The following is a 25,619-nucleotide window of genomic DNA, read 5'->3' as shown; positions in this document are numbered from 1 at the left end:
GGACACCGATTCCACGGCCATTCGGACACTTTTCAGGCAAGCAGCGACGCAGGATAACTCACTATCATCGGCCTCTTTTTCGAAGCGAAGGGGTCATTGTGGAGCGTTTATCTATGCGTAAGATTCGAGAGGTGCTGCGCCTCAAGTTCGACTGCGGTCTGTCCGTCCGCAAAATCGCCCGCAGCCTTGGCGTTGGCCGCAGCACCGTCGGCGACTATCTCAGCCGCTTTGCCGCCAGCGGCCTCACTTGGCCCTGTGCGTTGTCCGATGTTGAGCTGGAACAGCAGCTGTTCCAGCCGACCCCGGTGGTACCCAGCGAGCAGCGGCCACTGCCCGATTGGTCTTGGGTACATGCCGAACTGCGCCGCCCTGGCGTGACCCTGGCACTGCTCTGGCAGGAATACCGGCTGGTGCACCCGCAGGGCTATCAGTACAGCTGGTTCTGTGACCACTACCGGGCCTGGCAGGGCAAGCTGGATGTGGTGATGCGCCAGGAGCACCGCGTCGGCGAGAAGCTGTTCGTCGACTACGCCGGGCAGACGGTACCGGTGATCGACCCCCACAGCGGCGAGATCCGTCAGGCGCAGGTGTTTGTCGCAGTGCTCGGCGCTTCCAGCTACACCTTCGCCGAGGCCACCTGGTCGCAGCAGTTGCCGGACTGGCTGGGCTCCCATGCCTGCTGCTTCGCCTTCCTTGGCGGAGTGCCGGAGATCGTGGTGCCGGACAACCTGCGCAGTGCGGTGAGCAAGGCCCATCGTTACGAGCCGGACATCAACCCCAGCTACCGCGACCTGGCCGAGCACTATGGCGTGGCGGTAGTGCCGGCGCGGGCGCGTAAGCCTCGCGACAAGGCCAAGGCCGAGGTTGGCGTGCAGGTGGTCGAGCGCTGGATCCTCGCCGCCCTGCGCCATCGCCAGTTCTTCTCCCTGGACGAGCTCAACACCGCCATCGCTGTGTTGCTGGAGCGGCTCAATCATCGGCCCTTCAAGAAACTGCCGGGCTCCCGCCAGTCGGCCTTCAACAGCCTGGATCGTCCGGCCCTGCGCCCGCTGCCGGAGCAGCCCTACGTCTACGCCGAGTGGAAGAAAGCGCGAGTGCACATCGACTACCACGTCGAGGTCGACGGGCATTACTACTCGGTGCCCTACCAGCTGGTGAAAAAGCAGCTGGAGGTTCGCCTGACGGCCCGCACCGTAGAGTGCTTCCACGCCAACCAACGGGTGGCCAGCCACGTACGCTCCCAGCACAAGGGCCGTCACAGCACGCAGATCGAGCACATGCCCAAGAGCCATCGCGAGCATGCCGAGTGGACGCCGCAACGGCTGATCCGCTGGGCTGAACAGACCGGCCCGAACACCGCCGGGGTCATAGGCCACATCCTCGAACGGCGCGTCCATCCACAGCATGGCTACCGCGCCTGCCTGGGCATCCTGCGCCTTAGCAAGGCCCATGGCGAAGTGCGTTTGGAGCTGGCCTGCCGACGCGCCCTGAGCCTTGGCGCGTGCAGCTACAAGAGCCTCGAATCCATCCTGCGTCAGGGTCTGGAGAGCCTACCCTTGGCGCAACAGAACCTGCCCCTACTGCCGGACGACCACGCCAACCTGCGCGGTCCCGGCTACTACCACTGAACAAAGGAATCCCACCATGCTGCCCCATCCAACCCTGGACAAGCTCCAGACCCTGCGCCTCAATGGCATGCTTAAGGCCCTCGCCGAGCAACTGAAAACCCCTGACATCGACAGCCTGAGCTTCGAGGAGCGTCTTGGCCTGCTGGTCGACCGTGAACTCACCGAACGCGACGACAAGCGCCTGAGCAGCCGCCTGCGCCAGGCCAGGCTACGCCACAACGCCTGCCTCGAAGACATTGACTACCGCAGCCAGCGAGGGCTGGACAAGGCGCTGATCCTGCAACTGGGCAGCGGTCAGTGGTTGCGCGACGGACTCAACCTGATCATCAGCGGTGCCACCGGCGTGGGCAAGACCTGGCTGGCCTGCGCTCTGGCTAATCAGGCCTGCCGGCAAGGCTATAGCGTGCGCTACCTGCGCCTGCCACGTCTGCTGGAGGAACTGGGACTGGCCCATGGCGACGGGCGCTTCACCAAGCTGATGAATGCCTACGCCAAGACCGACCTGCTGATCCTCGATGACTGGGGGCTGGCCCCGTTCAGCGCTGAACAGCGCCGCGACATGCTGGAGCTACTGGACGATCGCTACGGCCAGCGCTCGACCTTGGTGACCAGCCAGATGCCAGTGGATAACTGGCACGAACTGATTGGCGACCCGACTCTAGCCGACGCCATCCTCGATCGCCTGGTGCACAACGCTTACCGGATCAACCTCAAGGGCGAATCGATGCGCCGCCGGCCAAAGCAGTTGACTGCACCGAGCACCTCGGACTAAGAATGCCACCCCTGCGTCGCTGCGCTCCGACTGCCTGTCCGGATGAGCGTGGAACGACTGTCCGGATAAGCCTGGACTGGGTGTCCGAATGGCGTGGAATCCGCAGTTGCGTGCTGCCACGCGCTTAAAGTACTTCCCCTTGACCCAACGTTTGTGGCGATTTCCATGTCGCCGCCTGCACCACCGCCAAAGCAATTTCCAGATACGGTAATCCACGTAGTTGAACGTCTGTTTAGCAACAATCGACCGGTGATAGTTGACCCAACCACGAATTACCGGATTGAGTCGCCTGATCAACAGACTGGCTGATGCCGCCCTGCATTCATCAACAATTGCCTTAACCTTCGCCAGAAATGCTGTCACGTTCTTGTGAGCAGGCTTTATAAGCAGCTTGCCACCGTACTTGCGAACATTCTGACCGAGGAAATCAAACCCAGCCGATACATGCGTCAGTAGTGTTTTCTCCGCCGAAAGGCTCAACCCCCGCTCAGCCATAAAGGCTTCGACGATCGGTTTCACCTCATGCTCTAGCAACTCTTTCGAGATACCAGTGATGACGAAGTCGTCTGCGTACCGCACATAGTTCACCTTGGTCTTGTAGCTGGCTTTGGTGTTTTTCTTCCCGAAGTGGGATTCAAGTACCTTTTCCAATCCATCAAGTGCCAAGTTGGCTAACACCGGCGAGATGATTCCGCCTTGTGGGGTTCCTGCCTCGGTAAGGCTGAATTGCCCGGATTCCACGTACCCTGCCTTCAACCACTTCCCGAGGATCACCTTGTCCATAGGAACATGAGCGATCAACCAGTCGTGACTGATATTATCGAAACACCCCTTTATGTCTCCCTCCATGACCCACTGCGCAGAATGCTTGCGACTGAGATTGACGAACAACTGCTCAATCGCATCTGCCGTAGATCGGTGGGGACGAAAGCCATAGGAGTTCCGGTCTGCTGTGGTTTCCGATACCGGCTCTAGCGCCAACAGGTATAGCGCCTGCATTGCTCGATCCAGCATCGTTGGTATCCCCAGCGGTCTGCGTTGACCATTAGTTTTGGGTATGTAAACCCTCCGCAGTGGCCTGGGCTGGTAGCCCGTACGCTTCAACCGGGAAACAGCTCTCCATTTGCTTTCAGGCGTGCTCCAGGTTTCCCCGTCGACACCAGGAGTCCTACGACCCCTGTTTTCAGTGACTCGCTTCACCGCCAATACCTTGGCTGCGAACGAGCGAACCAACATACGTTGCAGGGCTTTCACCCGGCGCCATTGTTGATTCTTGGCTGCCTTCGCGATTCGTACCTGTAGCCCTCTCACCTGTCGATGGCTGGTTTCCCAGTCAATCGAATGCCAACTGGCTGTCAGATGGGAGGATGCAGGTACTGCTGTTTGTGCCGTACTCATCTTGCGTTCCTCCAGAAAGATTTCCCGGAGGGCAGCAGACGCACAAGCCCCTTGCGGGGAGTGAGTTCACTGCCCCGTAAGGGATTTCATTTGATAGATGCCGCCAGTTAGACCGGCAAGCACCTCTTCTTGATGGCTTTACATGCCGTTTCGCGATCAAAGACCTGTCGGAAGTCAGCACCGTTTCCAGTCAGGGCATACCCCCTATCCAGTCCATTACAGCCTGGCATTCGCTTTTTCCGACATCCTCTGCCCGCACTTCCATAGGCCTCCCTTGCGGTTAGCTTGCCTCTGACATAACGGTCAGTGGCGAAAATACGGGTTTACCGAGTTCCATACCTGTCACGAGGAAGGGTTAGGTCCTGCCTATTCACCGATGACTTATTGTCAGCGTGTCCCCAGATGTAAAAGAGACAACCAGTCATGCACCATTTTGGTCGAAGCCTGTCAGCAACTTTGGCTCCATGCGGTTGACGGTGTTTATCAGCAGTTCACTTACGTTGACCATACCAACCAGCCTAGCGTCGCCCCCGCGTGTTGCTCGCAGGTTTTGCATGGCACCTCACGGTGACCACACACCACAGACATCGTGGGACTACATTGTCAGGAAGCTTCGCACCCCACCGTTACCAGTGACGCACTATCCCTAGGCTACTTTTGGCTGAACAAAAGGTCTCACCACCATCTACCTAACGGCTTCAGGCTGAGACAATGACAGATACAGCTTGCGCCCATAGAGAGCTGCCAAGCAGTCTTAAACGAGGATCCCTTGCCAGCCAATTCGACAATGGCTTACAAGAGAATTTTGAGCGGGTAATGCTCCAAATTCAGGACGCACCTACCCTGTAACGATCACCTTTTGGGTGTCCGAAACCGGGCAAGTTGCCCGGATCCGGGTTTTAGATGCTATTTTCTGCGGGAAAGTGGCCTCCAAAGATACTGGAGACCACTGGATGTAGCCCGCTAGGCTAGCTACCTACAGCGACTCTCGTCGCACTACATCATGCCGCCCATGCCACCCATACCACCCATGCCGCCCATGTCAGGCATTGCAGCCGGCTTCTCTTCCGGCAGCTCGGCGATCATGGCTTCAGTGGTGATCATCAGGCTGGCTACGGACGCAGCAGCCTGCAGCGCGCTGCGGGTTACCTTGGCCGGGTCCAGAATACCCATTGCGATCATGTCACCGTATTCGCCGGTAGCAGCGTTGTAGCCGAAGTTACCTTCGCCACCGCGTACTTTTTCCAGCACAACAGCGGCTTCTTCACCGGCGTTGGCAACGATCTGACGCAGCGGCGCTTCAACAGCGCGGCGCAGCAGCTTGATACCGACGTTCTGGTCTTCGTTGTCGCCAGTCAGACCGTCGATGGCAGCCAGGGTACGGACCAGGGCAACACCGCCGCCAGGAACCACACCTTCTTCTACCGCAGCACGAGTAGCGTGCAGCGCGTCTTCTACGCGGTGCTTCTTCTCTTTCATTTCAACTTCGGTAGCAGCGCCAACCTTGATTACGGCAACACCGCCAGCCAGCTTGGCCAGACGCTCTTGCAGCTTCTCACGGTCGTAGTCGGAGGTGGTGTCTTCAACCTGCTTGCGAATCTGGTTAACGCGGGCTTCGATGTCAGCCTTGGCGCCAGCGCCGTCAACAACAGTGGAGTTGTCCTTGTTGATCTGAACGCTCTTGGCTTGACCCAGGTGCTCCAGAGTAGTGGTTTCCAGGCTCAGGCCAACTTCTTCGCTGATCACAGTACCACCGGTCAGGATGGCGATGTCCTGCAGCATGGCCTTACGACGGTCGCCGAAGCCCGGTGCCTTGACAGCAGCAACCTTGACGATGCCGCGCATGTTGTTGACAACCAGAGTAGCCAGCGCTTCGCCTTCAACGTCTTCAGCAACGATCATCAGCGGACGACCAGCCTTGGCAACGGCTTCCAGCACCGGCAGCAGTTCGCGGATGTTGGAGATTTTCTTGTCGACCAGCAGGATGTACGGGTTGTCCAGGTCAGCGGACATGGTTTCCGGCTTGTTGACGAAATAGGGAGACAGGTAGCCGCGGTCAAACTGCATGCCTTCAACAACAGACAGTTCGTTTTCCAGGCCGGAACCTTCTTCAACGGTGATGACGCCTTCTTTACCAACGCGGTCCATAGCTTCGGCGATGATGCTGCCGACGGACTCGTCAGAGTTGGCAGAGATGGTGCCTACCTGGGCGATGGCCTTGGAGTCGGCACAGGGCTTGGCCAGATTTTTCAGCTCGGCAACGATACCAGCGGTGGCTTTGTCGATACCGCGCTTGAGATCCATCGGGTTCATGCCAGCAGCAACCGCTTTCAGACCTTCGGTAACGATAGCCTGAGCCAGTACGGTAGCAGTGGTAGTACCGTCACCAGCGTCGTCATTGGCGCGGGAGGCAACGTCTTTGACCAGTTGGGCGCCCATGTTTTCGAACTTGTCTTTCAGTTCGATTTCTTTGGCAACGGAAACACCGTCTTTAGTGATCAGCGGCGCGCCGAAGCTGCGCTCGATCAGCACGTTGCGGCCCTTCGGACCCAGGGTAGCTTTTACTGCGTTGGCCAGCGTGTTGACGCCGTCCAGCATTTTGTTGCGACCGGAAATACCGAATTTAACTTCTTTTGCAGCCATGATTGCTTTCCTTCAAATGAATTCGTTAAGGGGTTAGCGGCGGCTGGATCAGCCTTCGATTACACCGTAGATTTCGGACTCGCTCATGATCAGCAGGTCTTCACCATCAACCTTGATGGTGTTGTTGCCGGAGTAAGGACCGAATACCACCTTGTCGCCTTCTTTGACGGCGAGCGCACGAACTTCACCGTTGTCTTGCAGACGCCCGGTACCTACAGCAACGATAACGCCGGTATTCGGCTTTTCAGCGGCCGAACCGGGCAGCACGATACCGCCAGCGGTCTTGGTTTCTTCTTCGCTGCGACGAACGACTACGCGATCGTGTAACGGACGAATTTTCATCGTTGTGTGTCTCCCAATAAATGATCTCAAATGCCGGAAGCCGGCGTTCTTGCGTTGTAATCCGAACCCGCTAGGCGAGTTCGAGTGACGGGCCGCACGGCCCGTCGCTGTTCGTGGCCCCACCCTTTCGCGGGGCCAGCCAAACCGGTGATTTCTAGATAGGGCTTGGCAAGGCGATTTCAAGAGCAGGTGCAGAATTTTTTTTCAGTCGCGCTCAACCCGACGATCCGGCCGCACCTGGGACGGATCGTCCGGCTGCCATTCACCCTCAATGATGGTGGTGTTGCCACGACGCCAGACTGTGGGGCCGCCCGGCTCACCAGGGGCAGGCTTGCCACGCGAAACCAGCGCCATGACCAGGCAGGCGACGGCCAGGGTATCGGTAATCAGGCCCGGAATCATCAGCAGCACACCGGCCAGCAACCACCACATGCCGGTTTTCAGTACCGCAAAGGGCGAGCGGTTCTCCGCCATGCGGATCTGCAGTTGTTGCAACATCGACCAGCCCTGGCGCTGGATCAGCACCAGACCCAACAGGCCGGTACCCAGCACCCAAAGCAGGGTTGCGCCGACCCCGATGCGCTGGCCAAGCAGGATAAGGCTGGCCAGCTCCATAAAGGGAAGGAGCAGAAGAAGGAATCTGAACAGGGGCATACGCACCTCGTAATGGACAGGTTCTTGATATATGGGTATGACCGTCGCGGCTTTCAAGGTTCCTGCCAATCAGTGGTCGGCCTGCTGCCCAAAGTCAGATGCCAAGACATAGTCATAAAGTGACTTGAATGCAGGCTCAGGTCTTCAAAGTCAGCTAAATCTGGTGCATGCTTGCGCACCTATTCCAACTACCCATTGCGAGGAGTGTCTGATGCAACTGCAAGACAGCGTGATCATCATTACCGGTGGCGGCCAGGGCCTGGGCCGGGCCATGGGCGAGTTCCTGGCGGCCAAGGGAGCCAAGCTGGCGCTGGTCGATCTCAACCAGGAGGCGCTGGATGCTGCCGTTGCAGCCTGCAAGCAGGCTGGTGGCGATGCGCGCTCCTACATCTGCAACGTTGCCAACGAAGAGCAGGTTACCCACATGGTGAACCAGGTTGCCGACGACTTTGGCGCCATTCACGGCCTGATCAACAATGCCGGCATCCTGCGCGACGGTCTGCTGCTGAAGGCAAAAGACGGCCAGATCCAGAAAATGAGCATGGCGCAGTGGCAGTCGGTCATTGACGTCAACCTGACCGGCGTCTTCCTGGGCACCCGTGAAGTGGCGGCCAAGATGATCGAGCTGGGCACCCCGGGCCTGATCATCAACATCTCCTCAATCTCCCGCGCCGGCAACATCGGTCAGTCCAACTACTCCGCCGCCAAGGCCGGTGTGGCTGCAATGACCGTAACCTGGGCCAAGGAGCTGTCGCGCTATGGTATCCGCGTTGCCGGTATCGCTCCCGGCTTCATCGAAACCGAGATGACCGGCAGCATGAAGCCGGAAGCACTGGAGAAGATGACCTCCGGTATTCCGCTCAAGCGCATGGGCAAGCCGGCAGAAATCGCCCACTCGGCAGCCTACCTGTTCGAGAACGACTACTACACCGGTCGCGTACTGGAACTGGACGGCGGTCTGCGCATCTAGAACCAGGTAAAGAGGCCGTGCCGGTGACGTCTGTCGCCGGCACGGCCTCTTGCTACCAGCCCACACCCAGCCCCAGGGTGTAGGTAGTGTCGTGATACCCGGTGTCATCCGTGGTATTGAGGTAATCCCACTCCCCTTTGATGCTCAGCGACGCCCAACTGGTCAGGCGATAGCGCAGCCCCAGCTCAGCATCCATCAGGTAACGTACCGACGGATCATCCGGCAACTGCGTTTCTGCGTTATGAAACAGCTCAAAGCGCTTGCCGAACAGGTAGCGCCGATAATCCCACTGCAGCCCCAATGCGTCGTACTTGTCGCGCGTGCCGTCGCGTTGTTCGGTCCACCAGCGGCTTGCCAGCACCGAGGTTTCAAAGCGCCCCAGCGCGTTGTTCCACCACTGATAACCGGGGCCGGTGCCAAATTGACGCTGGCGGGCCAGCTCCTCGAGATGGTCGCGCTTGTAGCGCAAGCGGCTGGACCAGAACCACTGGTCGGTAAGAAAGCGGTTCAGGTCGTAGGAGGCGTCCAGCGTATGGCTGGTCTCCACGTCATCGGTATAGTCACGGTCATAATCCAGCGCCACGTCATGCCGCCAGCGGCCGTGCTGCAGGCTGGAGGCCAGATCGATATCGATCTCACGCTTCTCGTTGCCGGAGGTGTCCTTGAGGTCCAGCTCTGCGGTGATGTCGCCCTCCCAGACCATGTCATGCACCACCGGCCTGGGTACCAGCAAACGCTGGATCGACGAGATCTGCGTTGCTACCGGCCTGCGATTGGGCACGCGCAGCATGACCTCGCCCGGCGCTTCGGCTTCAGCCAGCTGGACGGTGTACTCATTGCCGTTCTTCAGGCGAACCAGCACCGGCTCTTCGCTGGTAAAGGTGCGCACCCGAGCAATGTCGACCGACACCGTACCGGCGTATTCGGTGCGCAGCACCAGCTTGCCGGCATCGAGAAACTCCACCTTGCCGCTTACACGATCCCCATTGTCGAGCCACAGCGTATCGGCGACACTGCCCATCGAAACCACAGCCAACAGCGAACCCACTACCACCTGACGCAACATCATCAACGCGCACCCTGATAAGTCGAGAAAACAGAAAACCTTGCATGAATGACCAGCAAATGCCCCGCACGTTCCGGGCCGAGACGCCGGACCCGCGCCGAGATGCCTTCTTTCTGGCGTTGGCCAGCATCCCGCCGGGCCGCGTCACCAGCTACGGCAGACTGGCGGCGCTGGCCGGGCTGGGCCGAGGCGCACGGCTGGTCGGACGCTGGTTGGGGCAGCTCCCTGAGGGCTCAAGCCTGCCGTGGCATCGCGTGCTCAATAGCCAGGGCAAGCTGTCACTCGGCGCTGATACACCAGCCGGACGGGAACAACGGGCCCGCCTGAGCGCCGAAGGCGTACTGGTGCGCAATGGTCGCGTCAACCTGCAACACTATGGCTGGCCAGATGCCTGAGCCAGCGCCACAAGGACACCCATGAGTCTCGACACCACCCGGCAACCCCCAGAGCAGGCCCACGAGGGGCTGCGAGTCTACCTCAAGCCGCGCGTCATCGGCATGCTGTTCCTCGGCTTTTCCGCCGGTCTGCCACTGTTGCTGGTTGGCGGCACCTTCAGCGCCTGGCTGCGCGACATTGGCGTGGAGCTGGCGTCTATCGGCTTTCTCAGCTGGGTGGGCATGGCGCACTCGATCAAGGTGCTCTGGGCACCACTGATCGATCGTCTGCCTGTACCCGTGCTGACGCGGCTGCTCGGACGCCGCCGCAGCTGGATGCTGTTGGCGCAGCTGGTGATTGCCGGCGCCCTGCTTGGCATGTCATTGAGCAACCCGTTGGAGCACCTAGAGTGGGTTGCGCTCTGGGCCGTGCTGGCCGCCTTTGGCTCAGCGACCCAGGATGTCGCCATTGACGCCTACCGGGTCGAAGCCGAAGCGCGCCACCGGCAGGCGGCCATGGCGGCCACCTACGTCACCGGCTACCGCGTGGCGATTCTGGCGGCAGGCGCTGGCGCCCTGCACATTGCCGCTCTGCAAGACTGGAGCAGCGCTTATGCGCTGATGGCTGGTTTGATGCTGGTGGGGCTGATCACCACGCTGTGCATCGCCGAGCCCGAGGTCCACGCCAACCAGGAGGCAGAGATCGCCGAGCGCGCCCTCAGCCAGCAACTCGGCAACACCGGCAGCGGCTGGCGCGGAGCGCTCTCGCGATGGGCAACCAACGCCTTTGTCGCCCCCTTCACCGAGTTCTTTGGTCGCTATGGGCGCGTTGCCATAGTCATTCTGCTGTTTGTCGCCACGTTCCGTATCAGCGACATTTTCATGGGCACCATGGCCAACCCCTTCTACCTGGACATCGGCTTCAGCAAGGAGCAAATCGCCAATATCGCCGCTGCCTTCGGCCTGGCCATGACGCTGGGCGGTGCAGCGCTGGGCGGCTTTATGGTCGCGCGCTTCGGCATTGCGCCCATTCTGATCCTGACCGCCTTTATGGCACCGGCAACCAACCTGATATTCGCCTGGCTGGCCTATCTCGGCCCCGAGCCGCAGGGGCTGGTGCTCGCGATCATCGCCGACAACATCACTGGTGGCCTGGCCATTTCTGTCTTCATCGCCTATCTGTCGAGCCTGACCAACACCGCCTACACCGCGACGCAGTACGCCCTGTTCAGCTCACTGATGACCCTGCCCGGACAGTTTGCCGCCGGTTTTACCGGCCTGCTGGCCACCCAGCTGGGCTGGATCGGCTTCTTCTGCGTGACCGCGCTGACCGGCCTGCCAGCGATCATCCTCGCCTTTGCCCTGCTGAAACTGGCGCATCCGGATCACGTTGCCCGCCCCGGCATCGACTAAGCGCAAATAACCAAAGCCCATAACGCAGAAAACCCGGCCGGAGCCGGGTTTTCTGTACAGCGCTGATGATTACTCTGCTGCCGCTTCGGTAACCATGTGCACGGTGCGCTGCGGGAAGGGAATGGTGATCCCCTGTGCGTCGAAGGCTTCCTTGGCCTGCTCCTGGATATCCCAGAACACGCCCCAGAAATCTTCGGTCTTGGTCCACATGCGCAACGACAGGTTCACCGAGTTGTCGCCCAGCGACACCAGCCAGACAACGGCCTCCGGGTCTTTCAGCACGCGACTGTCGGCTGCAGCCAGCCCAAGCAGAATGGAGCGCGCCTTTTTCACGTCGTCGCCGTAATCAATGCCGATGTTCAGGTCGACCCGGCGGGTCGGCTGACGTGAGTAGTTGATGATATTGCCGTTGGACAGGCTGCCGTTCGGGATGATCACGGTCTTGTTGTCCGGCGTTTTCAGAATGGTGTTGAAGATCTGAATGCTGTCGACGGTACCGCCAACGCCCTGGGCTTCGATGTACTCACCAGCGCGGAACGGACGCAGGAACAGAATCAGCGCGCCGCCGGCAAAGTTGGCCAGGCTGCCCTGCAATGCCAGGCCAACGGCCAGACCGGCAGCACCCAACATGGCAATGAACGAGGTGGTTTCGATACCGACCATGCCGGCAACGGTAATCAGCAGCAGGACCTTCAGGGCAATCGACACCAGCGCGGACACAAAGCCGTGCAGCGTAGGCTCGACGTTGCGCTTGTTCATCACGGCGTCCATCGCCTTGACCACGCGACCAACCAGCCACCAGCCGATGACAAGCGTCAGCAGTGCCAGAAACAGCTTGCTACCGTATTCGATCACCAGCGGCAGCCAGGCTTCCTCCAGCCCCTGCAGCTTCTCCATCAATTGTTCCATTACATTCCCCTTTTGCTTCTAAAAATATCCGACTGAAATTCAGTCGCGAAAATTGTTGTACTGCAGCGGCATCTCCAGCTCGCTGCCGCGCAGTAGCGCCATCACATTCTGCAGGTCGTCACGCTTCTTGCCCGTTACCCGTACCTGTTCACCCTGGATAGCTGCCTGTACCTTGAGCTTGGAGTCCTTGATCAAGGCAACGATTTTCTTGGCAAGTTCCTTGTCGATACCTTCCTTGAGCTCCACAGTCTGCTTGACCTGCTTGCCTGAGGCAAAGGGTTCATTGGCCTTCAGGCAGCGGATATCGATGTTGCGTTTGGTCAGACTCAGCTCGAGAATCTGCATCATCTGATCGAGCTGAAAGTCGGCATCACCGATCAGGGTGATCTGCTGCTGCTTGTCGTTGAACTCGAAGCTGCCCTTGCCGCGCAGATCGTAACGCCGCTCCAGCTCTTTCTTGGCGTTATCCACCGCGTTGGTCACTTCATGTTTGCCCAGTTCGGACACCACGTCAAAGGACGGCATGCATCTACCCCTAAATCGCAAATATATGATGTTGATTGCAAAACAACAGTATACCCTCGTGGCATTATAACGAGATTGCTTAACGTCCAGCAGGGAGCACCTCATGCCGAATCCCCAACTCAGTATTCTGGTGGTTGATGACACCAAGTTCAGCAGCGCGGTCATCGGCCACACACTGAGCCAGGCCGGCTATAACGACATTCGCTTCGCCAGCTCGGCCATGGATGCCTTGAGCATGCATGAAGAGCGCCCCGCCAGCGTCATGGTCGCCGACTGGCTGATGCCCGAAATGGACGGCCTGGAGCTGACCACCCGCATCCGCCAGCTGGACGAGCAGGCCGACCATTACACCTACGTGGTACTGCTGACGGCCCGCGAAGGTGACAACGTCCTCAGCGAAGCCTTTGATCGCGGCGTCGACGACTTCATCAGCAAGTCGTCGATGAACGAGCAATTGCTACCCCGCATTTTCGCCGCCGACCGCACCTCGCAGCTGATCAACCGCCTGCTGGATGAAAACCGCCTGCTGGCGACCAACAACGCGCAGCTCGAAGAGCACAACCTGGTTGATCGCCTGACCGCCATTGGCAACCGTCGCTATCTGCTGCAGCGCCTCAGCGACGCCCTGCGCAGCGTCGAGTCACGCGGCGGCGCCTGCTGCCTGGTCGTCATGGGCGTACAAAACCTGTCCAGCCTGAGCGAGCGCTTTGGCGATACCGTACGCCAGGAAGTGCTGCGCGGCACCGCACGCCGCCTGCAGCAGCTGGTGCGCCCGACGGATGTTATCGCCCGTGTCGACAGCAACGCCTTTGCCATTCTCACCCTGGCTGACGAGGCGAGCGATCTAAAACCGGCCAGCTTCCGCCGCCTGCACGACGGCCTGAACCTGAAAGCCTTCAAGACCAGCGAAGGGTATCTGTCCATTCGTGCCGGCATGGTGCTGTGCACCCTGACCGACAAACAGGCACTGCCCGAGCCAGAACAGATGCTGGAGCAGGTCGAGGCCAAACTGACCGAAGCCTACGAAACCAATCTGATTACCGAAACCCGGCTGTCCTGAGCCCGTGCTGTACATTCTTGGTGCCGGCAGCCTCGGCCTGCTCTGGGCCGCACGCCTGCAGCAGGCCGATATCGCCTGCCGGGTGATAGTGCGCAATGCCGAGCAGCTGCAAGCGTGGCAGCAACGTAGCAACCGCCTGCGGTTCAACGACGACACCGGCAACCACACGCTGACGCTGAATTTTGAAACGCCCGATACCGCACGGATGATCCGTCACCTAATTGTCGCCACCAAGGCGCACTCGGCGCTTGAGGCGGTCAGGCAACTACGGCATCGTCTGCGCCCAGCCGGCGACATCCTGATGCTGCAAAACGGGCTTGGCTCCCAGCAGGCCGTCGCCCAGGCCTGCCGGGCGCAGCAGGTATTCGCCGCCAGCGTCACCGACGGCGCCTGGCAACCGGCGCCGGGCGAGCTAACCTGGGCCGGCCGCGGCAGCTCGGTTGTCGGTCCGCTCGACACCGGCACGCCCTGCCCGGAATGGCTCAATCGCCTCTCGACCGCCCTGTTCGACTGGCGCTGGCAGACCCCGATCATGCCAACGCTGTGGCGCAAGCTGGCAATCAACTGCGCCATCAACCCCTTTACCCTGATCTATGACTGTCACAATGGCGAGGTACCAGCACAGGCCGGCGCCTGGCTGGATAGCTGCCTGGCAGAACTGCAGGAGCTGCTAAACCTGAAGGGCGTGACAGAAGACCTCGCCCCACTGGTGCACGACGTCATTCGCAGCACCGCCGCCAACAGCTCCTCCATGCGCCAGGACCTGCACGCCGGCCGGCGCACCGAGATCGACTACATCCTTGGCTACGCCTGCCGCCAAGCGAGCCAACACGGGCTGCAAGTACCCGCACTGGAACGCTTGCTCGACGCGGCCAAAGACTGCCTGCGGCAGCATCAGCTACCCACCGACTGAGCGCTGGCGGGTTAGACTCCACATTTCCACTCAACCGGAGAGCATTTCATGGGCTACCGCCTCAGCAAACTCTATACGCGCACCGGCGACGGCGGCGAAACCGGCCTTGCCAATGGGGCGCGCATTGGCAAGGACCATCCGCGCGTGGAGGCGATGGGCGATGTTGACGAGTTGAATTGTCAGCTTGGCCTGCTGCTGAGTCAGCTGGATGCACCCGAACTGAGCGAGCTGAAAACCCACCTGATCCCCCTGCAGCACCGCCTGTTCGACCTGGGCGGTGAACTAGCCGTGCCCGGGCACGACATTATTGACGCCAGCGATGTCTCAGCGCTGGAAACACTGATCGATCACTACAACGCATCACTGGCGCCCCTGGAGAACTTTATCCTGCCCGGCGGCTCACCGCTGATCGCGCAGGCGCACCTGGTGCGCAGCGTATGTCGCCGTGCCGAACGTCATTATCTGGGGTTGGCGGTACTGGAAGAGGTCAACAATCAGTCGGCGATCTATCTCAACCGCCTGTCTGACCTGCTGTTTGTGGTGGCCCGCAGCATTGCTCGGCTGCAGGCCACAGAGGAAGTGCTCTGGGCGCCGAAGCCCAAGCCAGAGGCCTGAGCACGGCGCCGTTTGCCTAGACCTTGAAAGCGTTAATAATGCCCTGCAGGGACTGCACCAGCTGACCCATGCGGCCACTGGCTTCCTCAGCCCGGCGGGCGCCAGCAGCGGTGCGCTCGCCGGCTTCGTTGATCTGCACGATATTCTGGTCGATATCGTGGCTGACCACCGTCTGCTGCTCGGCCGCCGCAGCAATCTGCTGGCTTTGATCAACAATCTGGGTCACAGCCTTGAGAATGCTGTCCAGCCCCTGCTGCACACGCAGCGACGCATCCACGGTGGAGGCGGTCATGCCATGACTGCTGTCCATGGCCCGCACTGCCGCGCCGACGCCGTCTTGCAGACGTACGATCATCTGCTCGATCTCTTCGGTCGACTGCTGCGTACGACGTGCCAGGGTGCGCACCTCGTCGGCTACCACAGCAAAGCCTCGCCCCTGCTCACCGGCACGTGCCGCCTCAATGGCCGCGTTGAGCGCCAGCAGGTTGGTTTGCTCGGCAACGCCCTTGATCACATCCAGCACCCGACTGATCGACGCACTGTCCTCAGCCAGTTGGTTGATCACGCGAACCGAATTTGCAATCTCGCCCGCCAGTTTCTCGATGCCATCGACAGAGGACTCAACCAGGCGGCGTCCGTTGAGGGTCTCGGTATTGACCTGCTCGGCGTTGTTCACCGCCAGCGCGGCGCTGCGCGCCACTTCCTGAGAGGTGGCAGCCATTTCATTCATGGCGGTTGCCACCTGCTCAATCTGGCTACGCTGGGCAGCGACCGATTGGCTGCTCTCGGCAGAAATCTGCTCTACCTCGCGCGACTGCCCCTGAACCTGCCCGGAGGTCACGCTGACCTGCTGAATCAGCTCGCGTACGCGCAGCACGGTGTTGTTGAAATCGCTGGCCAGCGCACCCAGCTCATCGCGACTATCCACTTCTACTTGCACGGTCATGTCGCCACGGGCAACCTGGCCCATCTGCTGCGACAGGCGCTTGAGGGTACGACGGGTCGCCATATAGAAGCCCGCGTACAGATAGATAATGGCAAGCCCCACGGCCAGCAGCGCAACGATCAGCACCATCATCGCCCGCTCGTCCTGCGCCAGACGCTGGTCCAGCTGTGCGCCTAGATAATCAAAGATCGCGGTTTTCAGCGTGTAGGTAGCGTCCACCTCGGCGGTTAGCTGGTCGAAAAACGCGCTCCAGGTACTGTCCAGCGAGGCAGCGATAATGACGTCCTCTTCAAAGATCAGCGAGGCGTTATCAATACTTTCGCGGCTGCGCGCTGCCGCAGACTGCAGCGCGGCATTACCGGTTACTCCCACGGACTGATCCAGCACCTGCTGATAATCGGTGCCCAGCTTCTGCAGAAGCGTCACCAGCTCATCCATCTCGCGGCTGGCGTCAGAGTTGAGAAAACCCAGCCCCATGGAGTAGGCACCGGTCGCGCGCCCCTGCCCCAGGGTTGAGGTGACCTGCGGGGTGGTAGCAATAAGCAGCTCGGTCAGCTCACGCACATTGCGGTCAAAGTCCTGCGGCAGGCCGGCGTAGGCGGCTGTCAGGTTGAGCAGGCTGCCCATGCTGTCCAGCGCCTGGGCCGACATGCCGCTGCGCGAAATAATCGACTCGCGGGCAATCTCTTCATAGCTGGCAATCAGTTGATCGCGCATCTGCAGCACATCGGCTGCCGCCGGGTCGGCGGCATCCAGCGGCAGATCGCGCAATTGCTGCAACAACTCGCCACGCAGTTCGGTCAGGCGCTCCTCAATGCCGGATGACTCGCCGCCCTGCCCAATGCGCAAGTTGATCACATCCAGGTCGCGCACCAGCTCGGCACTGCGCATGGCTTTGGATACGCCTTGCACAACCTCCAGACTATCGAGCGCATGCCGAGTCACCTCGACACGCTCATAGGACTGCTGCACCAGCATGGTACTGACAATACCGAGGGGGACAAAAAACAGGACGCTGATCAAGCAGAACTTCATGCCGTAGCTGAGACGGTTCATCAACGCGATGGCAGGCGCCAGAAGACTATTCACCCGAGTGTTCTCCTAAGTGTACCGCCCTGCGGATGGGGCTATACGCCAACTGACGTGGCGCTGATTGTTCTAATGTTATCCGCTGACGGGAGCATGCACGCCCTGCGCCCCGTCTCTTAATGTCTCATGTTGACGCTATCGGCTTCAATAACGACAACTTTAGGGAATCATCGCTCTGCTGCCAGGCTTATCAGCCCAGCACGGCCAGCAGGGCAAGCACGACGGCCCACGCCAGCAACGCCCGTTTGAGCAAGGCTCGGGTGTCGGCCAGCGCAGCATTGTCACCCTCGTCAGCCAGACTGCTCTCTCCCCCTGTCAAAGCTGCCTCTGCCGTGCGCGCCACTAGGTCATCAGCGGCTACATCCCAGCTCAGCAGCGCATCTTCCAGCACCTGACGAGCATGGTCAAAGTGACCAACCAGCGCAAAGCTGGCTGCCATCAGGCGCGCTGGCACCCACTCAAGCGCATGAGCCAACGCGCTGACCGGCCCGCCTGCAGGCATATCCTGCGCCAGACGCAAGCGCAGCAGACGATAGCCAAGCGCCCCCACCGGGCCTAGCAAAACAAACCAGAACACTGTCACGACATAGCCATGCAGCATGTCTCGCACCAGCGCCGCGCGCATTGCCGTCAGCACGCCAGCGGCATCCTGACCAACCACGCCCTGCTCATGCTCGGCCACCAGCGCCGCCGCCTCGACATCACCACGCGCCAGTGCGGCCTCAAAACTGTCCATCATGCTGCCCAGCGGATCGCCTCTGCCCATGCAGGCAAGCAGCACCACTACAAAAAGCAGCAGCGTCATAAACGTCCAGCCCTGGGCCACCAGCCAGACTTGCAGCAACGCCACCGGTAACAGCGGCAGCAATAGCAGCACCACGCTGAGCAGCGGCCGGTCCGCCAGCCGGCGCGCGGCAAACCCGGCCCACAGCTGCGGAATATCCACAGGCAGGCCACGGCGCAGGGGCGTGCACCACATCATCAACAGGCAAACCAGTAGCAGGGCAAGAAAGTGCATTCAGGTTCCTTTTGGAGTTGTCAGCGCAGCCAGGTAGCGCTGCCATTTGAAGGCAGCGCCCGGGTCGGTCTTGCGGCCCGGGGCGATAAACTCGTGACCGGTGATTCGGCTATTGGTAATCGCTGGATAGGCCTGCTGCAGCGCCCGGGTCAGGCTCAGCAGCGCGGCATACTGCTCTTCAGTGTAGGGCAGCTCATCCGTGCCTTCGAGCTCGATACCAATGGAAAAATCGTTACAGTTGTCGCGACCACCATGGCGAGACGCACCCGCGTGCCAGGCACGCTCGTCGCAGGAGACAAACTGGGTAATGGCGCCATCGCGCTCAATCAGAAAATGCGCCGACACGCGCAGCGCGGCAATCTCGGCAAAATAGGGATGGGCGGCAGGGTCGAGCTGGCCGCGAAAGAAAGATTGGACGTAACCACCACCAAACTGCCCAGGCGGCAGACTGATATTGTGGATAACGAGCAGCGACACCTCATTGTGCGGACGCTCATTGCAATGTGCTGAGGGACAACGCACCACGTCGTCAAGCCAACCGTCCTGCACTCGCATGCCGCCCTCTCCACTGCTATCCAGGGCACATGCTATCAGGCCGCGAAGCGGCCTGCATCAGGGGGTCAGGATTTTGCCTGCAACTGCCGCAGGTTGCCGATGACCGACTCCAGCGCCCGATCAAACAGCTGGTTTTCATCCAGCAGGCTGATACGGCCCTCATCGAAGCAACGTGCCAGTTCCTGCCGAGCGAACTCAGCCACCTTCAAACCATTGCGGTTAACAAAGATGTACTTGCCGCTGAAGCTGATGATCGCAGCCAGCTTGCAGCGCTGGCTGGCCTTGCCGTCAGCCGGTTGCAGCTGGAACCAGCAACCGGTGCCAAGGCTTTCGATCCAGCGTTGCGCGCCGACACTCGGCAAGTCATCTACTGTCTCGACCGGCACCTCAAGCTCTTCCTGGGCCAGCACAGGCTGCTCAATGTGCACCGCCTCAACGACCACAGGCTCAGGCTCGGGCTCAGACTGCAGCACCGGCTCCTGTTCCTCAGCATCAGACACCGATAGCTCGACGACCGGCGCCTGCATCGGCGCCTCGGCAACCGGCGCTGCGTTCTCTGGCGACAGTTGGGGCTTTTCCGCCAATGCCAGCGCAGCGCGTTGCGGCTGCGCCACTGCCTGCAACTGAGCGACAATCGCGGCCGCATCCAGGCCCAGCAGCTCAAGACCGCTGCGCAAGGCCGCCTCCGCCTGGCGATTGTGCTCAACGCGCAGCTCAACGCCCGCGGCATCTACCGGCTCGACACTGACGACCAGTGCCATGGCGGTATCCAGCGACTGCTGCCAGGCCATGGACTCGCCACCCTCACGCAGAAAGACCATCTGCATGACCTGGCTCCAGGTGTCGCGCAACAGATCCACCAGAGTAACCGGCAGCGTACGCCCAACCAGCAAGCCGTTGATCTCGCGCGCCACCTCGCTGCGTGCAGCCTGAATGCGAGCGCGCCCTTCTTCAGCATCGCGGGTGCGCTGTTCAACACGCTCGGCGCGGCGCTGTTCGGTGCGCAGGAAGTCAGCCAGGCGCTGGTTGAGGCTGTCGAACAGTGCCGCGTCGGGCTGAGCCTCGGCCAGCAACTGTTCAACAATATCTTCCAGCAGGGCATGCAGCTGGTCGCGGCGCAAATCGTCGTGCTCGTTCCAGCCCATGGTGGCGCGCGACAACTCGTTGAGCAGGCGGCGCGCCGGGTGCGAGGCCCGACTGAAGAAACTCTTGTCGACAATGGCCACCCGCAGGACCGGCAACTGCATGCGGGTAATCAGTACCTTTACCGCCGACGGCAGCTCCCGATCCTCGAGAATAAAGTCGAACAGCATGGAGACCAGGCTGATAACGTCGTCATCCACGCGCGCCACGGTCTTGCCACCGCCACTGCTCGCGCGCTGCTCTTGCAGCAGCCCCTGAATCTGCTGACGCAGGCCGCTGCTACCTGCATCGCCAGCAAGGTGCTCGGGCGACATACTCGCCAAAACCTGCAGCAACTCATTGCTCTGCATCGGCACTGCAGTGGCACCAGACAACCCGGACAGCGCCATATCGCCGCTGGTCATGCGCCACTTGCCGATCAGTTCGCTGAACATCCCCAAGACTTCCTGCTGCTCTTCGCCGCCATAGCTGGAGCGCGCTGCAGCAGAGGCGGACGGCTCACCGCGCCCCTCACCAGTGCCTCGCGGAGCCACCGGACGGCGGGTTTGGGCCACCGGCGCCAAACGCAGATCAGGCATGACGCCAGCATTGACCAGCGCTACATTAAGGGATTCGTAAAGACTGTCGATGCCGTTGAGCACACAGCGCTCAAACAGCTTCAGAATGATCAGCCGTACCTTGATGTTGATATCCAGCGCCTGCAAGGCCTCGGCAAAATGCTCAATCAGCGGGGCGGGAGCAAAGGGGCAATTGCGCTCGTCCACGCGCCTTCTGGCCAGGCTGTTGACGCGCAGGGCGAGGTGACTCAGGGCGGTCTGATTACGTGCAACGACGCGACCAATCATGCCATCGACAGCAACCGACTGTTCAAGCTCATCCGGCTGCACCAGCGACAGCGAGTCCAGCTCAAAGGATACGGTCTGTGCGGGAGTCGGCGCATCGCTGGCAAGCTGCTCGGCAGCCAGCACCACGCCATCACAGGTTTTTCGAATCAGGTTGGCACGCTGCAGGCGAACGCTGCGCATGGCTTCAAAGAAAAGAGTTTGCTCGGCGTTACTTACGGCCTTATCGGCCATCTCGAAAAGCGCATCGTCTGCCTTGTCGAACACCTCGCCAAGGCCTTGCTGCAAATAGCCGGTGGTTTGATCCCGGACAGTCAGCAGCGGTGTGGGCAACAAGGAGGCACCTGCCGACGCGCGCGCCGCCAGATTGGGCTTGATGGAAACCACCTTGGGGTCCTGGGACATGTTTGCTCTCCAGACAAGGGCACCTTGTCGTATCAACTGTACGCCAATGCGAAATGTCTGCCCTGACAGCGCTACTCCGTGCGACCACTTTTTGACGTCAAAACTTTACTAACTTGTAGTATACCGGGTTCGCTCTGCAAAGAACTCCCCTCCTGTCGATTTCTTGATCAGTATCACAGTTCCCCGCCATCGACATCAAAGCGACACATTCAGTAACGCCCGGGGCAATCCTGGTATATCCTCAGCAAGGGGGCATTATCGTCTCATCGCATTGGCCCGCATGCTGTGGCTCTGGGGGCTACAACCTCACGGGCGTCGGCCCGGCCTGCGGACAAGGTGATGGCGCGTTAGCCAGCCCTGGTCTACACCGGACTGACAACGACAACGAGCGCGCCACAAGCGCGCAACAGAACAACACCAGGAGCGACGTTCAATGGAAGCAATCATTGCCCTTATCGGGGATATCAACGGCATAGTCTGGGGGCCGGCTATGCTGGCACTGCTGGCCGGCACCGGCCTGTATTTGACGCTAGGTCTTAAACTCACACCGCAACGCAAGCTGTTCTACGGCTTCAGTATGCTCTGGCGCGGTCGCAAGAGCAGCGAAGAGGGTGACATCAGCCCGTTCAATGCGCTAATGACGGCGCTGTCGGCCACCGTGGGGACCGGTAACATTGCCGGCGTTGCCACGGCGGTATTCCTCGGCGGCCCCGGCGCGCTGTTCTGGATGTGGGTCATTGCAGTGGTAGGCATGGCCACCAAGTTCTGCGAGGCGGTGCTGGCAGTACGCTTCCGCGAAAAAGACGCGCTCGGCAACCACGTCGGCGGGCCGATGTACTACATCAAGAACGGCCTGGGCGAGAAGTGGAAGTGGCTGGGCGTGCTGTTCGCCATTTTCGGCATGCTGGCCGGCTTTGGTATCGGCAACACCATCCAATCCAACTCGGTTGCCGACGCGCTGAACAGCTCCTTCAACATCCCACCGCTGGCCACCGGCATCATCATCGCCGTGCTGGTTGCCCTGGTACTGCTGGGCGGCATCAAGCGCATCGGTGAGGTAGCAGGCAAGCTGGTACCGATCATGGCGATCTTTTACGTTGGTGGCGGCCTGATCATCCTGATCCTGCATGCCGACAAGATCCCGGAGGCCTTCAGCCAGATCTTCTATTACGCCTTCAACCCAAGCGCGGCAGCCGGCGGCTTCGCTGGCGCGACCGTCTGGATGGCCATGCGCTTTGGTATCGCCCGCGGCGTATTCGCCAACGAGGCAGGCCTGGGTAGCGCCCCGATTGCCCACGCGGCAGCGCAAACCAACAACCCGATCCGCCAAGGCACCGTTGCCATGCTGGGTACCTTTATTGACACCATCATCATCTGCTCGATCACCGGTCTGGTGATCATGGTGACCGGCGCCTGGACCAGCGGCGAGAACGGTGCACCGCTGTCGGCACTGGCGTTCAGCCAGGGCTTGCCGGGCATGTGGGGTCAATACATCGTCAGCATCGGCCTGGCTGTCTTTGCCTTCACCACCATCATCGGCTGGAGCTTCTACTCCGAGAAGTGCACGCAATTCCTGTTCGGCGAGCGCTCCAACCTGCCGTTCCGCCTGCTGTGGATCATCGCCATTCCGCTGGGCACCCTGCCAGGCATCGATCTAAACAGCCTGTGGCTGGTGGCTGATACGCTGAACGCCATGATGGCCATTCCCAACCTGATTGCGCTGCTGCTGCTCAGCCCTGTGGTCTTCAAACTGACCAAGGACTACTTTGCCGACCCGGCAAACTACATGAACAAGTAACAGCCCATCAGACCTGAAGATGCCCGCCGCCAGGCGGGCATTTTTGTTGCGATCGGGTATACTCGGCGGCACTTGCGATCAGACGCCGGAGCCAGCATGCCCAACCTCACTCTCGACAGCCAGCAGACCACTATCGTTGAAGATGTGCGCCGCGCCTTGGCCGAAGACGTGGGCGATGGCGATATCACTGCCAGCCTGATCCCAGCCGAGCGTCAGGCCGACGGCCGAATCATCACCCGTGAAGCGGCCGTCTTCTGCGGCAAGGCCTGGGCAGATGAAGTCGCTCGCCAGGTCGACCCGCAGATATCCATCGAATGGCTGGTCAACGACGGCGACAACCTGCTCGCCGATCAGACTATCTGTCGCTTCAGCGGCCCAGCCCGCGGCCTGCTGACCGCTGAACGCTCAATGCTCAACTTCATCCAGCTGCTATCCGCGACCGCTACCCGCAGCCGTCACTTCGCGGATATGGTTGCCGGCACCAGCGTCAAACTACTGGATACCCGCAAGACATTGCCCGGCCTGCGCCTGGCGCAGAAGTACGCCGTCACCTGCGGCGGCTGCCACAACCACCGCATCGGCCTGTATGACGCCTTCCTGATCAAGGAAAACCACATCGCTGCCTGCGGCGGCATCGCCCAGGCCATCAGCCGCGCCCACGAAATTGCGCCCGGCAAGCCGGTCGAGGTGGAAGTAGAAAGCCTGGATGAACTGAAACAGGCTCTGGCGGCGGGCGCCGACATCGTCATGCTCGACGAACTGAGCGACGATGACATGCGCACGGCGGTCAAACTCAACGCCGGGCGCGCCAAACTGGAAGCCTCTGGCGGCATTACCGAGAAAACTCTGCGTAGCGTGGCAGAGACAGGCGTGGACTACATTTCGATCGGCAGCATGACCAAGGATGTCAAAGCCGTCGATCTGTCGATGCGCCTGCGGTTTCAAGGCACCAACTGACAGGCAACTACAGCACGATCAAAGTCGTGCCAGCAGCGCACTGCAGCTTGGCAAGTGCCAGTCGACCAGATCGGGCCACGGATTGTCCGGCAGGATCAGACAAGTGCGGCTGCCAGCCGCCCTGCCCGCTTCAAGATCAAAGCGAAAGTCTCCCACCATCACCGCCTCGTCCGGTGACAGCTGCCAGCGATCCAGCAATTGGTGAATGCCATCGGGCGAAGGTTTGGGCGCAGCGTCCTCCCGCCCGAGCACATCTTCGGCGGCAAAACAGTCGAGAATCCCGAGGCCATTGAGCGTCGAGCGCGCAACCACCTGCAGATTGCGCGTCAAGATACCCAGTCGCCGCCCCTGGTCACGCAGCTGACGCACCAGCTCCACTGCGCCGGGCGCCGGCTGCACGTCCGCCGCCAGCCGCAGCTCGATGGCATCAAGCTGGGCTTTCATCGCGGTGTAGTCGTCGGCAGGCAAGGTCGCCATATAGGTCAGGATATCCGCATCAGCCGGCACCCCAAGCTCGCGACGAATCGCTGGAAAGTCATGCTGAGCTAGCGTCAGCGTGCCGTCCAGATCAAACACCCAGCCGCGCAACCGGTGCATCTCAGCGCTCAACCTTGCGCATCAGCGACTCCTGGGCCACCGAGGCCACCAGTTCGCCGGCCCGGTTGAATATCTGACCACGTGACAGGCCACGCGAACCGCTGGCCGAGGGGCTGTCCATGGCATACAGCAGCCAGTCGTCCATCCGCAGCGGGCGGTGATACCAGAGCGAGTGATCTAGGCTCGCCACCTGCATGGCGGTTGACCAGCTGGAAATACCGTGCGGCTGCATGGCCGTGCCCAGCAGGTGAAAGTCCGAGGCATAGGCCAGCAGATAGCGGTGGACCTGCGGGTCATCCGGCAGAGCGCCGTCGGCGCGATACCACATATAGCGCACCGGCTCTCCGACCTTCGGCTCAAAGGGGTTGAACTCACCCACCGGACGGATTTCGATGGGCTTGCCGCCCAGCGCCTTGTCGCGCACCTTTTCATGAATCAGGTGCTGATAGCGGCGCGTCCACTCGGTTTCGTTGGGCAGCTCCTCTGGGCCTGGCACATCAGGCATCACGGCCTGGTGATCGTAGCCTGCCTCATCGCCCTGAAAGGAGCTAATCATGGTGAAGATCGGCTTACCTTTCTGGATCGCCTGCACGCGACGGGTGGTGAAGCTGCCGCCATCACGCAGCGGGTCTACCTGATACACAATGGGCAGATCGGCATTACCCGGCCGCAGAAAATAGCCGTGCACCGAGTGCACATGGCGCTCGGAGTCGACAGTCTGGCTGGCCGCCGACAACGACTGGCCCAGCACCTGTCCGCCAAAGAGCTGTTTGAAACCCAGATCCTGGCTACGGCCACGGAACAGGTTTTCCTCGATTTTCTCCAGCGCCAACAGGTCAACCAGATCGTCCAGCAGTTCACTCATAGTGCGTCCTCACGTCATGCCCGACCGCTATCGGGCAGGTACTTCTCGACAATAATGGCGGCGTGCGCGCCGCTCGAATGCTGGCCAGTTTAACCCGGATTGTCTCGCATGAGCAGAGCGCA

Annotated in this window: 23 protein-coding genes; 10 read left to right on the top strand and 13 right to left on the bottom strand. The window is 60.7% G+C overall.

Annotation, left to right across the window (positions count from 1 at the left end; all coding sequences use genetic code 11):
- Positions 1–113: 113 nt before the first annotated feature.
- Both istA and istB read left to right on the top strand, forming a co-directional pair.
- Complete coding sequence (gene istA, locus BM116_RS01110) at positions 114–1,628, top strand: IS21 family transposase (RefSeq protein WP_083724414.1); 1,515 nt, start codon at positions 114–116, stop codon at positions 1,626–1,628.
- A gap of 16 nt (positions 1,629–1,644) precedes the next feature.
- Positions 1,645–2,400: an IS21-like element helper ATPase IstB gene (gene istB / locus BM116_RS01105; protein ID WP_083724417.1), complete on the top strand. Its 756-nt coding sequence runs from the start codon at positions 1,645–1,647 to the stop codon at positions 2,398–2,400.
- Here the strand turns inward: istB and ltrA are convergent.
- From ltrA to BM116_RS01085, 4 genes are all read right to left on the bottom strand, one after another.
- Positions 2,287–3,798, bottom strand: a complete 1,512-nt coding sequence (gene ltrA, locus BM116_RS01100; protein ID WP_083724419.1) for a group II intron reverse transcriptase/maturase — start codon at positions 3,796–3,798, stop codon at positions 2,287–2,289. The genes istB and ltrA overlap by 114 nt on opposite strands.
- 996 nt (positions 3,799–4,794) lie before the next feature.
- Positions 4,795–6,441 (bottom strand): chaperonin GroEL, encoded by a 1,647-nt coding sequence (gene groL, locus BM116_RS01095; RefSeq protein WP_083724421.1) that lies wholly within the window; start codon positions 6,439–6,441, stop codon positions 4,795–4,797.
- 48 nt (positions 6,442–6,489) lie between these two features.
- The gene (locus BM116_RS01090; RefSeq protein WP_083724423.1) at positions 6,490–6,783 is read right to left on the bottom strand and encodes a co-chaperone GroES; all 294 of its coding nucleotides are present in this window, start codon (positions 6,781–6,783) and stop codon (positions 6,490–6,492) included.
- Between the two features lie 204 nt (positions 6,784–6,987).
- A complete protein-coding gene (locus BM116_RS01085; protein ID WP_083724425.1) occupies positions 6,988–7,437 on the bottom strand; it encodes an FxsA family protein in 450 nt (149 codons plus the stop codon).
- 211 nt (positions 7,438–7,648) lie between these two features.
- Here BM116_RS01085 and BM116_RS01080 point away from each other — a divergent pair, with 211 nt between their 5' ends.
- A complete protein-coding gene (locus BM116_RS01080) occupies positions 7,649–8,407 on the top strand; it encodes an SDR family oxidoreductase (RefSeq protein WP_083724427.1) in 759 nt (252 codons plus the stop codon).
- Between the two features lie 52 nt (positions 8,408–8,459).
- Here the strand turns inward: BM116_RS01080 and BM116_RS01075 are convergent, their stop codons facing one another.
- The gene (locus BM116_RS01075) at positions 8,460–9,476 is read right to left on the bottom strand and encodes a DUF481 domain-containing protein (protein ID WP_083724429.1); all 1,017 of its coding nucleotides are present in this window, start codon (positions 9,474–9,476) and stop codon (positions 8,460–8,462) included.
- A gap of 56 nt (positions 9,477–9,532) precedes the next feature.
- On the opposite strand from BM116_RS01075, the gene BM116_RS01070 reads away from it, so the two are divergent.
- Both BM116_RS01070 and BM116_RS01065 read left to right on the top strand, forming a co-directional pair.
- Entirely contained in the window at positions 9,533–9,868 is a 336-nt protein-coding gene (locus BM116_RS01070) for an MGMT family protein (RefSeq protein WP_211276241.1), read from the top strand.
- A gap of 21 nt (positions 9,869–9,889) precedes the next feature.
- Positions 9,890–11,260, top strand: a complete 1,371-nt coding sequence (locus BM116_RS01065) for an AmpG family muropeptide MFS transporter (RefSeq protein WP_083724433.1) — start codon at positions 9,890–9,892, stop codon at positions 11,258–11,260.
- Between the two features lie 69 nt (positions 11,261–11,329).
- On the opposite strand, the gene BM116_RS01060 is transcribed toward BM116_RS01065, so the two are convergent.
- Entirely contained in the window at positions 11,330–12,169 is an 840-nt protein-coding gene (locus BM116_RS01060) for a mechanosensitive ion channel family protein (RefSeq protein WP_083724435.1), read from the bottom strand.
- 39 nt (positions 12,170–12,208) lie between these two features.
- Positions 12,209–12,694: a YajQ family cyclic di-GMP-binding protein gene (locus BM116_RS01055; protein WP_083724437.1), complete on the bottom strand. Its 486-nt coding sequence runs from the start codon at positions 12,692–12,694 to the stop codon at positions 12,209–12,211.
- A gap of 103 nt (positions 12,695–12,797) precedes the next feature.
- Here BM116_RS01055 and BM116_RS01050 point away from each other — a divergent pair, with 103 nt between their 5' ends.
- From BM116_RS01050 to BM116_RS01040, 3 genes are read left to right on the top strand one after another with little or no spacing between them, the layout of a single operon-like run.
- Positions 12,798–13,754 (top strand): GGDEF domain-containing response regulator, encoded by a 957-nt coding sequence (locus BM116_RS01050; RefSeq protein ID WP_083724439.1) that lies wholly within the window; start codon positions 12,798–12,800, stop codon positions 13,752–13,754.
- A 4-nt stretch (positions 13,755–13,758) separates the two neighbouring features.
- A complete protein-coding gene (locus BM116_RS01045) occupies positions 13,759–14,667 on the top strand; it encodes a 2-dehydropantoate 2-reductase (RefSeq protein WP_083724441.1) in 909 nt (302 codons plus the stop codon).
- 48 nt (positions 14,668–14,715) lie between these two features.
- Positions 14,716–15,282 carry a cob(I)yrinic acid a,c-diamide adenosyltransferase gene (locus tag BM116_RS01040; RefSeq protein WP_083724443.1) on the top strand — a complete coding sequence of 189 codons (567 nt, stop codon included), beginning with the start codon at positions 14,716–14,718 and terminating at the stop codon, positions 15,280–15,282.
- Between the two features lie 16 nt (positions 15,283–15,298).
- Here BM116_RS01040 and BM116_RS01035 read toward each other — a convergent pair whose 3' ends face one another.
- The 4 genes from BM116_RS01035 to BM116_RS01020 form a co-directional block, all read right to left on the bottom strand.
- Positions 15,299–17,317: a methyl-accepting chemotaxis protein gene (locus BM116_RS01035; RefSeq protein WP_083724445.1), complete on the bottom strand. Its 2,019-nt coding sequence runs from the start codon at positions 17,315–17,317 to the stop codon at positions 15,299–15,301.
- A gap of 190 nt (positions 17,318–17,507) precedes the next feature.
- Positions 17,508–18,335: a regulatory signaling modulator protein AmpE gene (ampE, locus tag BM116_RS01030; RefSeq protein ID WP_083724447.1), complete on the bottom strand. Its 828-nt coding sequence runs from the start codon at positions 18,333–18,335 to the stop codon at positions 17,508–17,510.
- A complete protein-coding gene (gene ampD, locus BM116_RS01025) occupies positions 18,336–18,890 on the bottom strand; it encodes a 1,6-anhydro-N-acetylmuramyl-L-alanine amidase AmpD (protein ID WP_083724449.1) in 555 nt (184 codons plus the stop codon).
- Between the two features lie 65 nt (positions 18,891–18,955).
- Positions 18,956–21,280 carry a DUF1631 domain-containing protein gene (locus tag BM116_RS01020; protein ID WP_083724451.1) on the bottom strand — a complete coding sequence of 775 codons (2,325 nt, stop codon included), beginning with the start codon at positions 21,278–21,280 and terminating at the stop codon, positions 18,956–18,958.
- A gap of 433 nt (positions 21,281–21,713) precedes the next feature.
- Between BM116_RS01020 and BM116_RS01015 the strand changes: the two genes are divergently transcribed.
- Positions 21,714–23,078, top strand: coding sequence for an alanine/glycine:cation symporter family protein (locus BM116_RS01015; RefSeq protein ID WP_090474940.1), 1,365 nt, complete (start codon positions 21,714–21,716; stop codon positions 23,076–23,078).
- A 96-nt stretch (positions 23,079–23,174) separates the two neighbouring features.
- Positions 23,175–24,035 carry a carboxylating nicotinate-nucleotide diphosphorylase gene (gene nadC, locus BM116_RS01010; protein WP_083724455.1) on the top strand — a complete coding sequence of 287 codons (861 nt, stop codon included), beginning with the start codon at positions 23,175–23,177 and terminating at the stop codon, positions 24,033–24,035.
- A gap of 18 nt (positions 24,036–24,053) precedes the next feature.
- Here nadC and BM116_RS01005 read toward each other — a convergent pair whose 3' ends face one another.
- Positions 24,054–24,632: an HAD family hydrolase gene (locus BM116_RS01005; RefSeq protein WP_083724457.1), complete on the bottom strand. Its 579-nt coding sequence runs from the start codon at positions 24,630–24,632 to the stop codon at positions 24,054–24,056.
- A 1-nt stretch (position 24,633) separates the two neighbouring features.
- Entirely contained in the window at positions 24,634–25,497 is an 864-nt protein-coding gene (gene tesB / locus BM116_RS01000) for an acyl-CoA thioesterase II (RefSeq protein ID WP_083724459.1), read from the bottom strand.
- Between the last annotated feature and the right edge of the window lie 122 nt (positions 25,498–25,619).

Source organism: Halopseudomonas pachastrellae (assembly GCF_900114765.1).
Lineage (GTDB): Bacteria > Pseudomonadota > Gammaproteobacteria > Pseudomonadales > Pseudomonadaceae > Halopseudomonas > Halopseudomonas pachastrellae.
The sequence above is the reverse complement of the archived record's forward strand: the minus strand, read 5'-3'. Positions and strand labels throughout refer to the sequence as shown.

What these genes read in the sequence shown, in the direction of transcription:
- istA (WP_083724414.1), top strand. Translation starts at nt 114, where the DNA reads ATGCGTAAGATTCGAGAGGTGCTGCGCCTCAAGTTCGACTGCGGTCTG.
- istB (WP_083724417.1), top strand. Translation starts at nt 1,645, where the DNA reads ATGCTGCCCCATCCAACCCTGGACAAGCTCCAGACCCTGCGCCTCAAT.
- ltrA (WP_083724419.1), bottom strand. Translation starts at nt 3,798, where the DNA reads ATGAGTACGGCACAAACAGCAGTACCTGCATCCTCCCATCTGACAGCC.
- groL (WP_083724421.1), bottom strand. Translation starts at nt 6,441, where the DNA reads ATGGCTGCAAAAGAAGTTAAATTCGGTATTTCCGGTCGCAACAAAATG.
- BM116_RS01090 (WP_083724423.1), bottom strand. Translation starts at nt 6,783, where the DNA reads ATGAAAATTCGTCCGTTACACGATCGCGTAGTCGTTCGTCGCAGCGAA.
- BM116_RS01085 (WP_083724425.1), bottom strand. Translation starts at nt 7,437, where the DNA reads ATGCCCCTGTTCAGATTCCTTCTTCTGCTCCTTCCCTTTATGGAGCTG.
- BM116_RS01080 (WP_083724427.1), top strand. Translation starts at nt 7,649, where the DNA reads ATGCAACTGCAAGACAGCGTGATCATCATTACCGGTGGCGGCCAGGGC.
- BM116_RS01075 (WP_083724429.1), bottom strand. Translation starts at nt 9,476, where the DNA reads ATGATGTTGCGTCAGGTGGTAGTGGGTTCGCTGTTGGCTGTGGTTTCG.
- BM116_RS01070 (WP_211276241.1), top strand. Translation starts at nt 9,533, where the DNA reads ATGCCCCGCACGTTCCGGGCCGAGACGCCGGACCCGCGCCGAGATGCC.
- BM116_RS01065 (WP_083724433.1), top strand. Translation starts at nt 9,890, where the DNA reads ATGAGTCTCGACACCACCCGGCAACCCCCAGAGCAGGCCCACGAGGGG.
- BM116_RS01060 (WP_083724435.1), bottom strand. Translation starts at nt 12,169, where the DNA reads ATGGAACAATTGATGGAGAAGCTGCAGGGGCTGGAGGAAGCCTGGCTG.
- BM116_RS01055 (WP_083724437.1), bottom strand. Translation starts at nt 12,694, where the DNA reads ATGCCGTCCTTTGACGTGGTGTCCGAACTGGGCAAACATGAAGTGACC.
- BM116_RS01050 (WP_083724439.1), top strand. Translation starts at nt 12,798, where the DNA reads ATGCCGAATCCCCAACTCAGTATTCTGGTGGTTGATGACACCAAGTTC.
- BM116_RS01040 (WP_083724443.1), top strand. Translation starts at nt 14,716, where the DNA reads ATGGGCTACCGCCTCAGCAAACTCTATACGCGCACCGGCGACGGCGGC.
- ampE (WP_083724447.1), bottom strand. Translation starts at nt 18,335, where the DNA reads ATGCACTTTCTTGCCCTGCTACTGGTTTGCCTGTTGATGATGTGGTGC.
- ampD (WP_083724449.1), bottom strand. Translation starts at nt 18,890, where the DNA reads ATGCGAGTGCAGGACGGTTGGCTTGACGACGTGGTGCGTTGTCCCTCA.
- BM116_RS01020 (WP_083724451.1), bottom strand. Translation starts at nt 21,280, where the DNA reads ATGTCCCAGGACCCCAAGGTGGTTTCCATCAAGCCCAATCTGGCGGCG.
- BM116_RS01015 (WP_090474940.1), top strand. Translation starts at nt 21,714, where the DNA reads ATGGAAGCAATCATTGCCCTTATCGGGGATATCAACGGCATAGTCTGG.
- nadC (WP_083724455.1), top strand. Translation starts at nt 23,175, where the DNA reads ATGCCCAACCTCACTCTCGACAGCCAGCAGACCACTATCGTTGAAGAT.
- BM116_RS01005 (WP_083724457.1), bottom strand. Translation starts at nt 24,632, where the DNA reads ATGCACCGGTTGCGCGGCTGGGTGTTTGATCTGGACGGCACGCTGACG.
- tesB (WP_083724459.1), bottom strand. Translation starts at nt 25,497, where the DNA reads ATGAGTGAACTGCTGGACGATCTGGTTGACCTGTTGGCGCTGGAGAAA.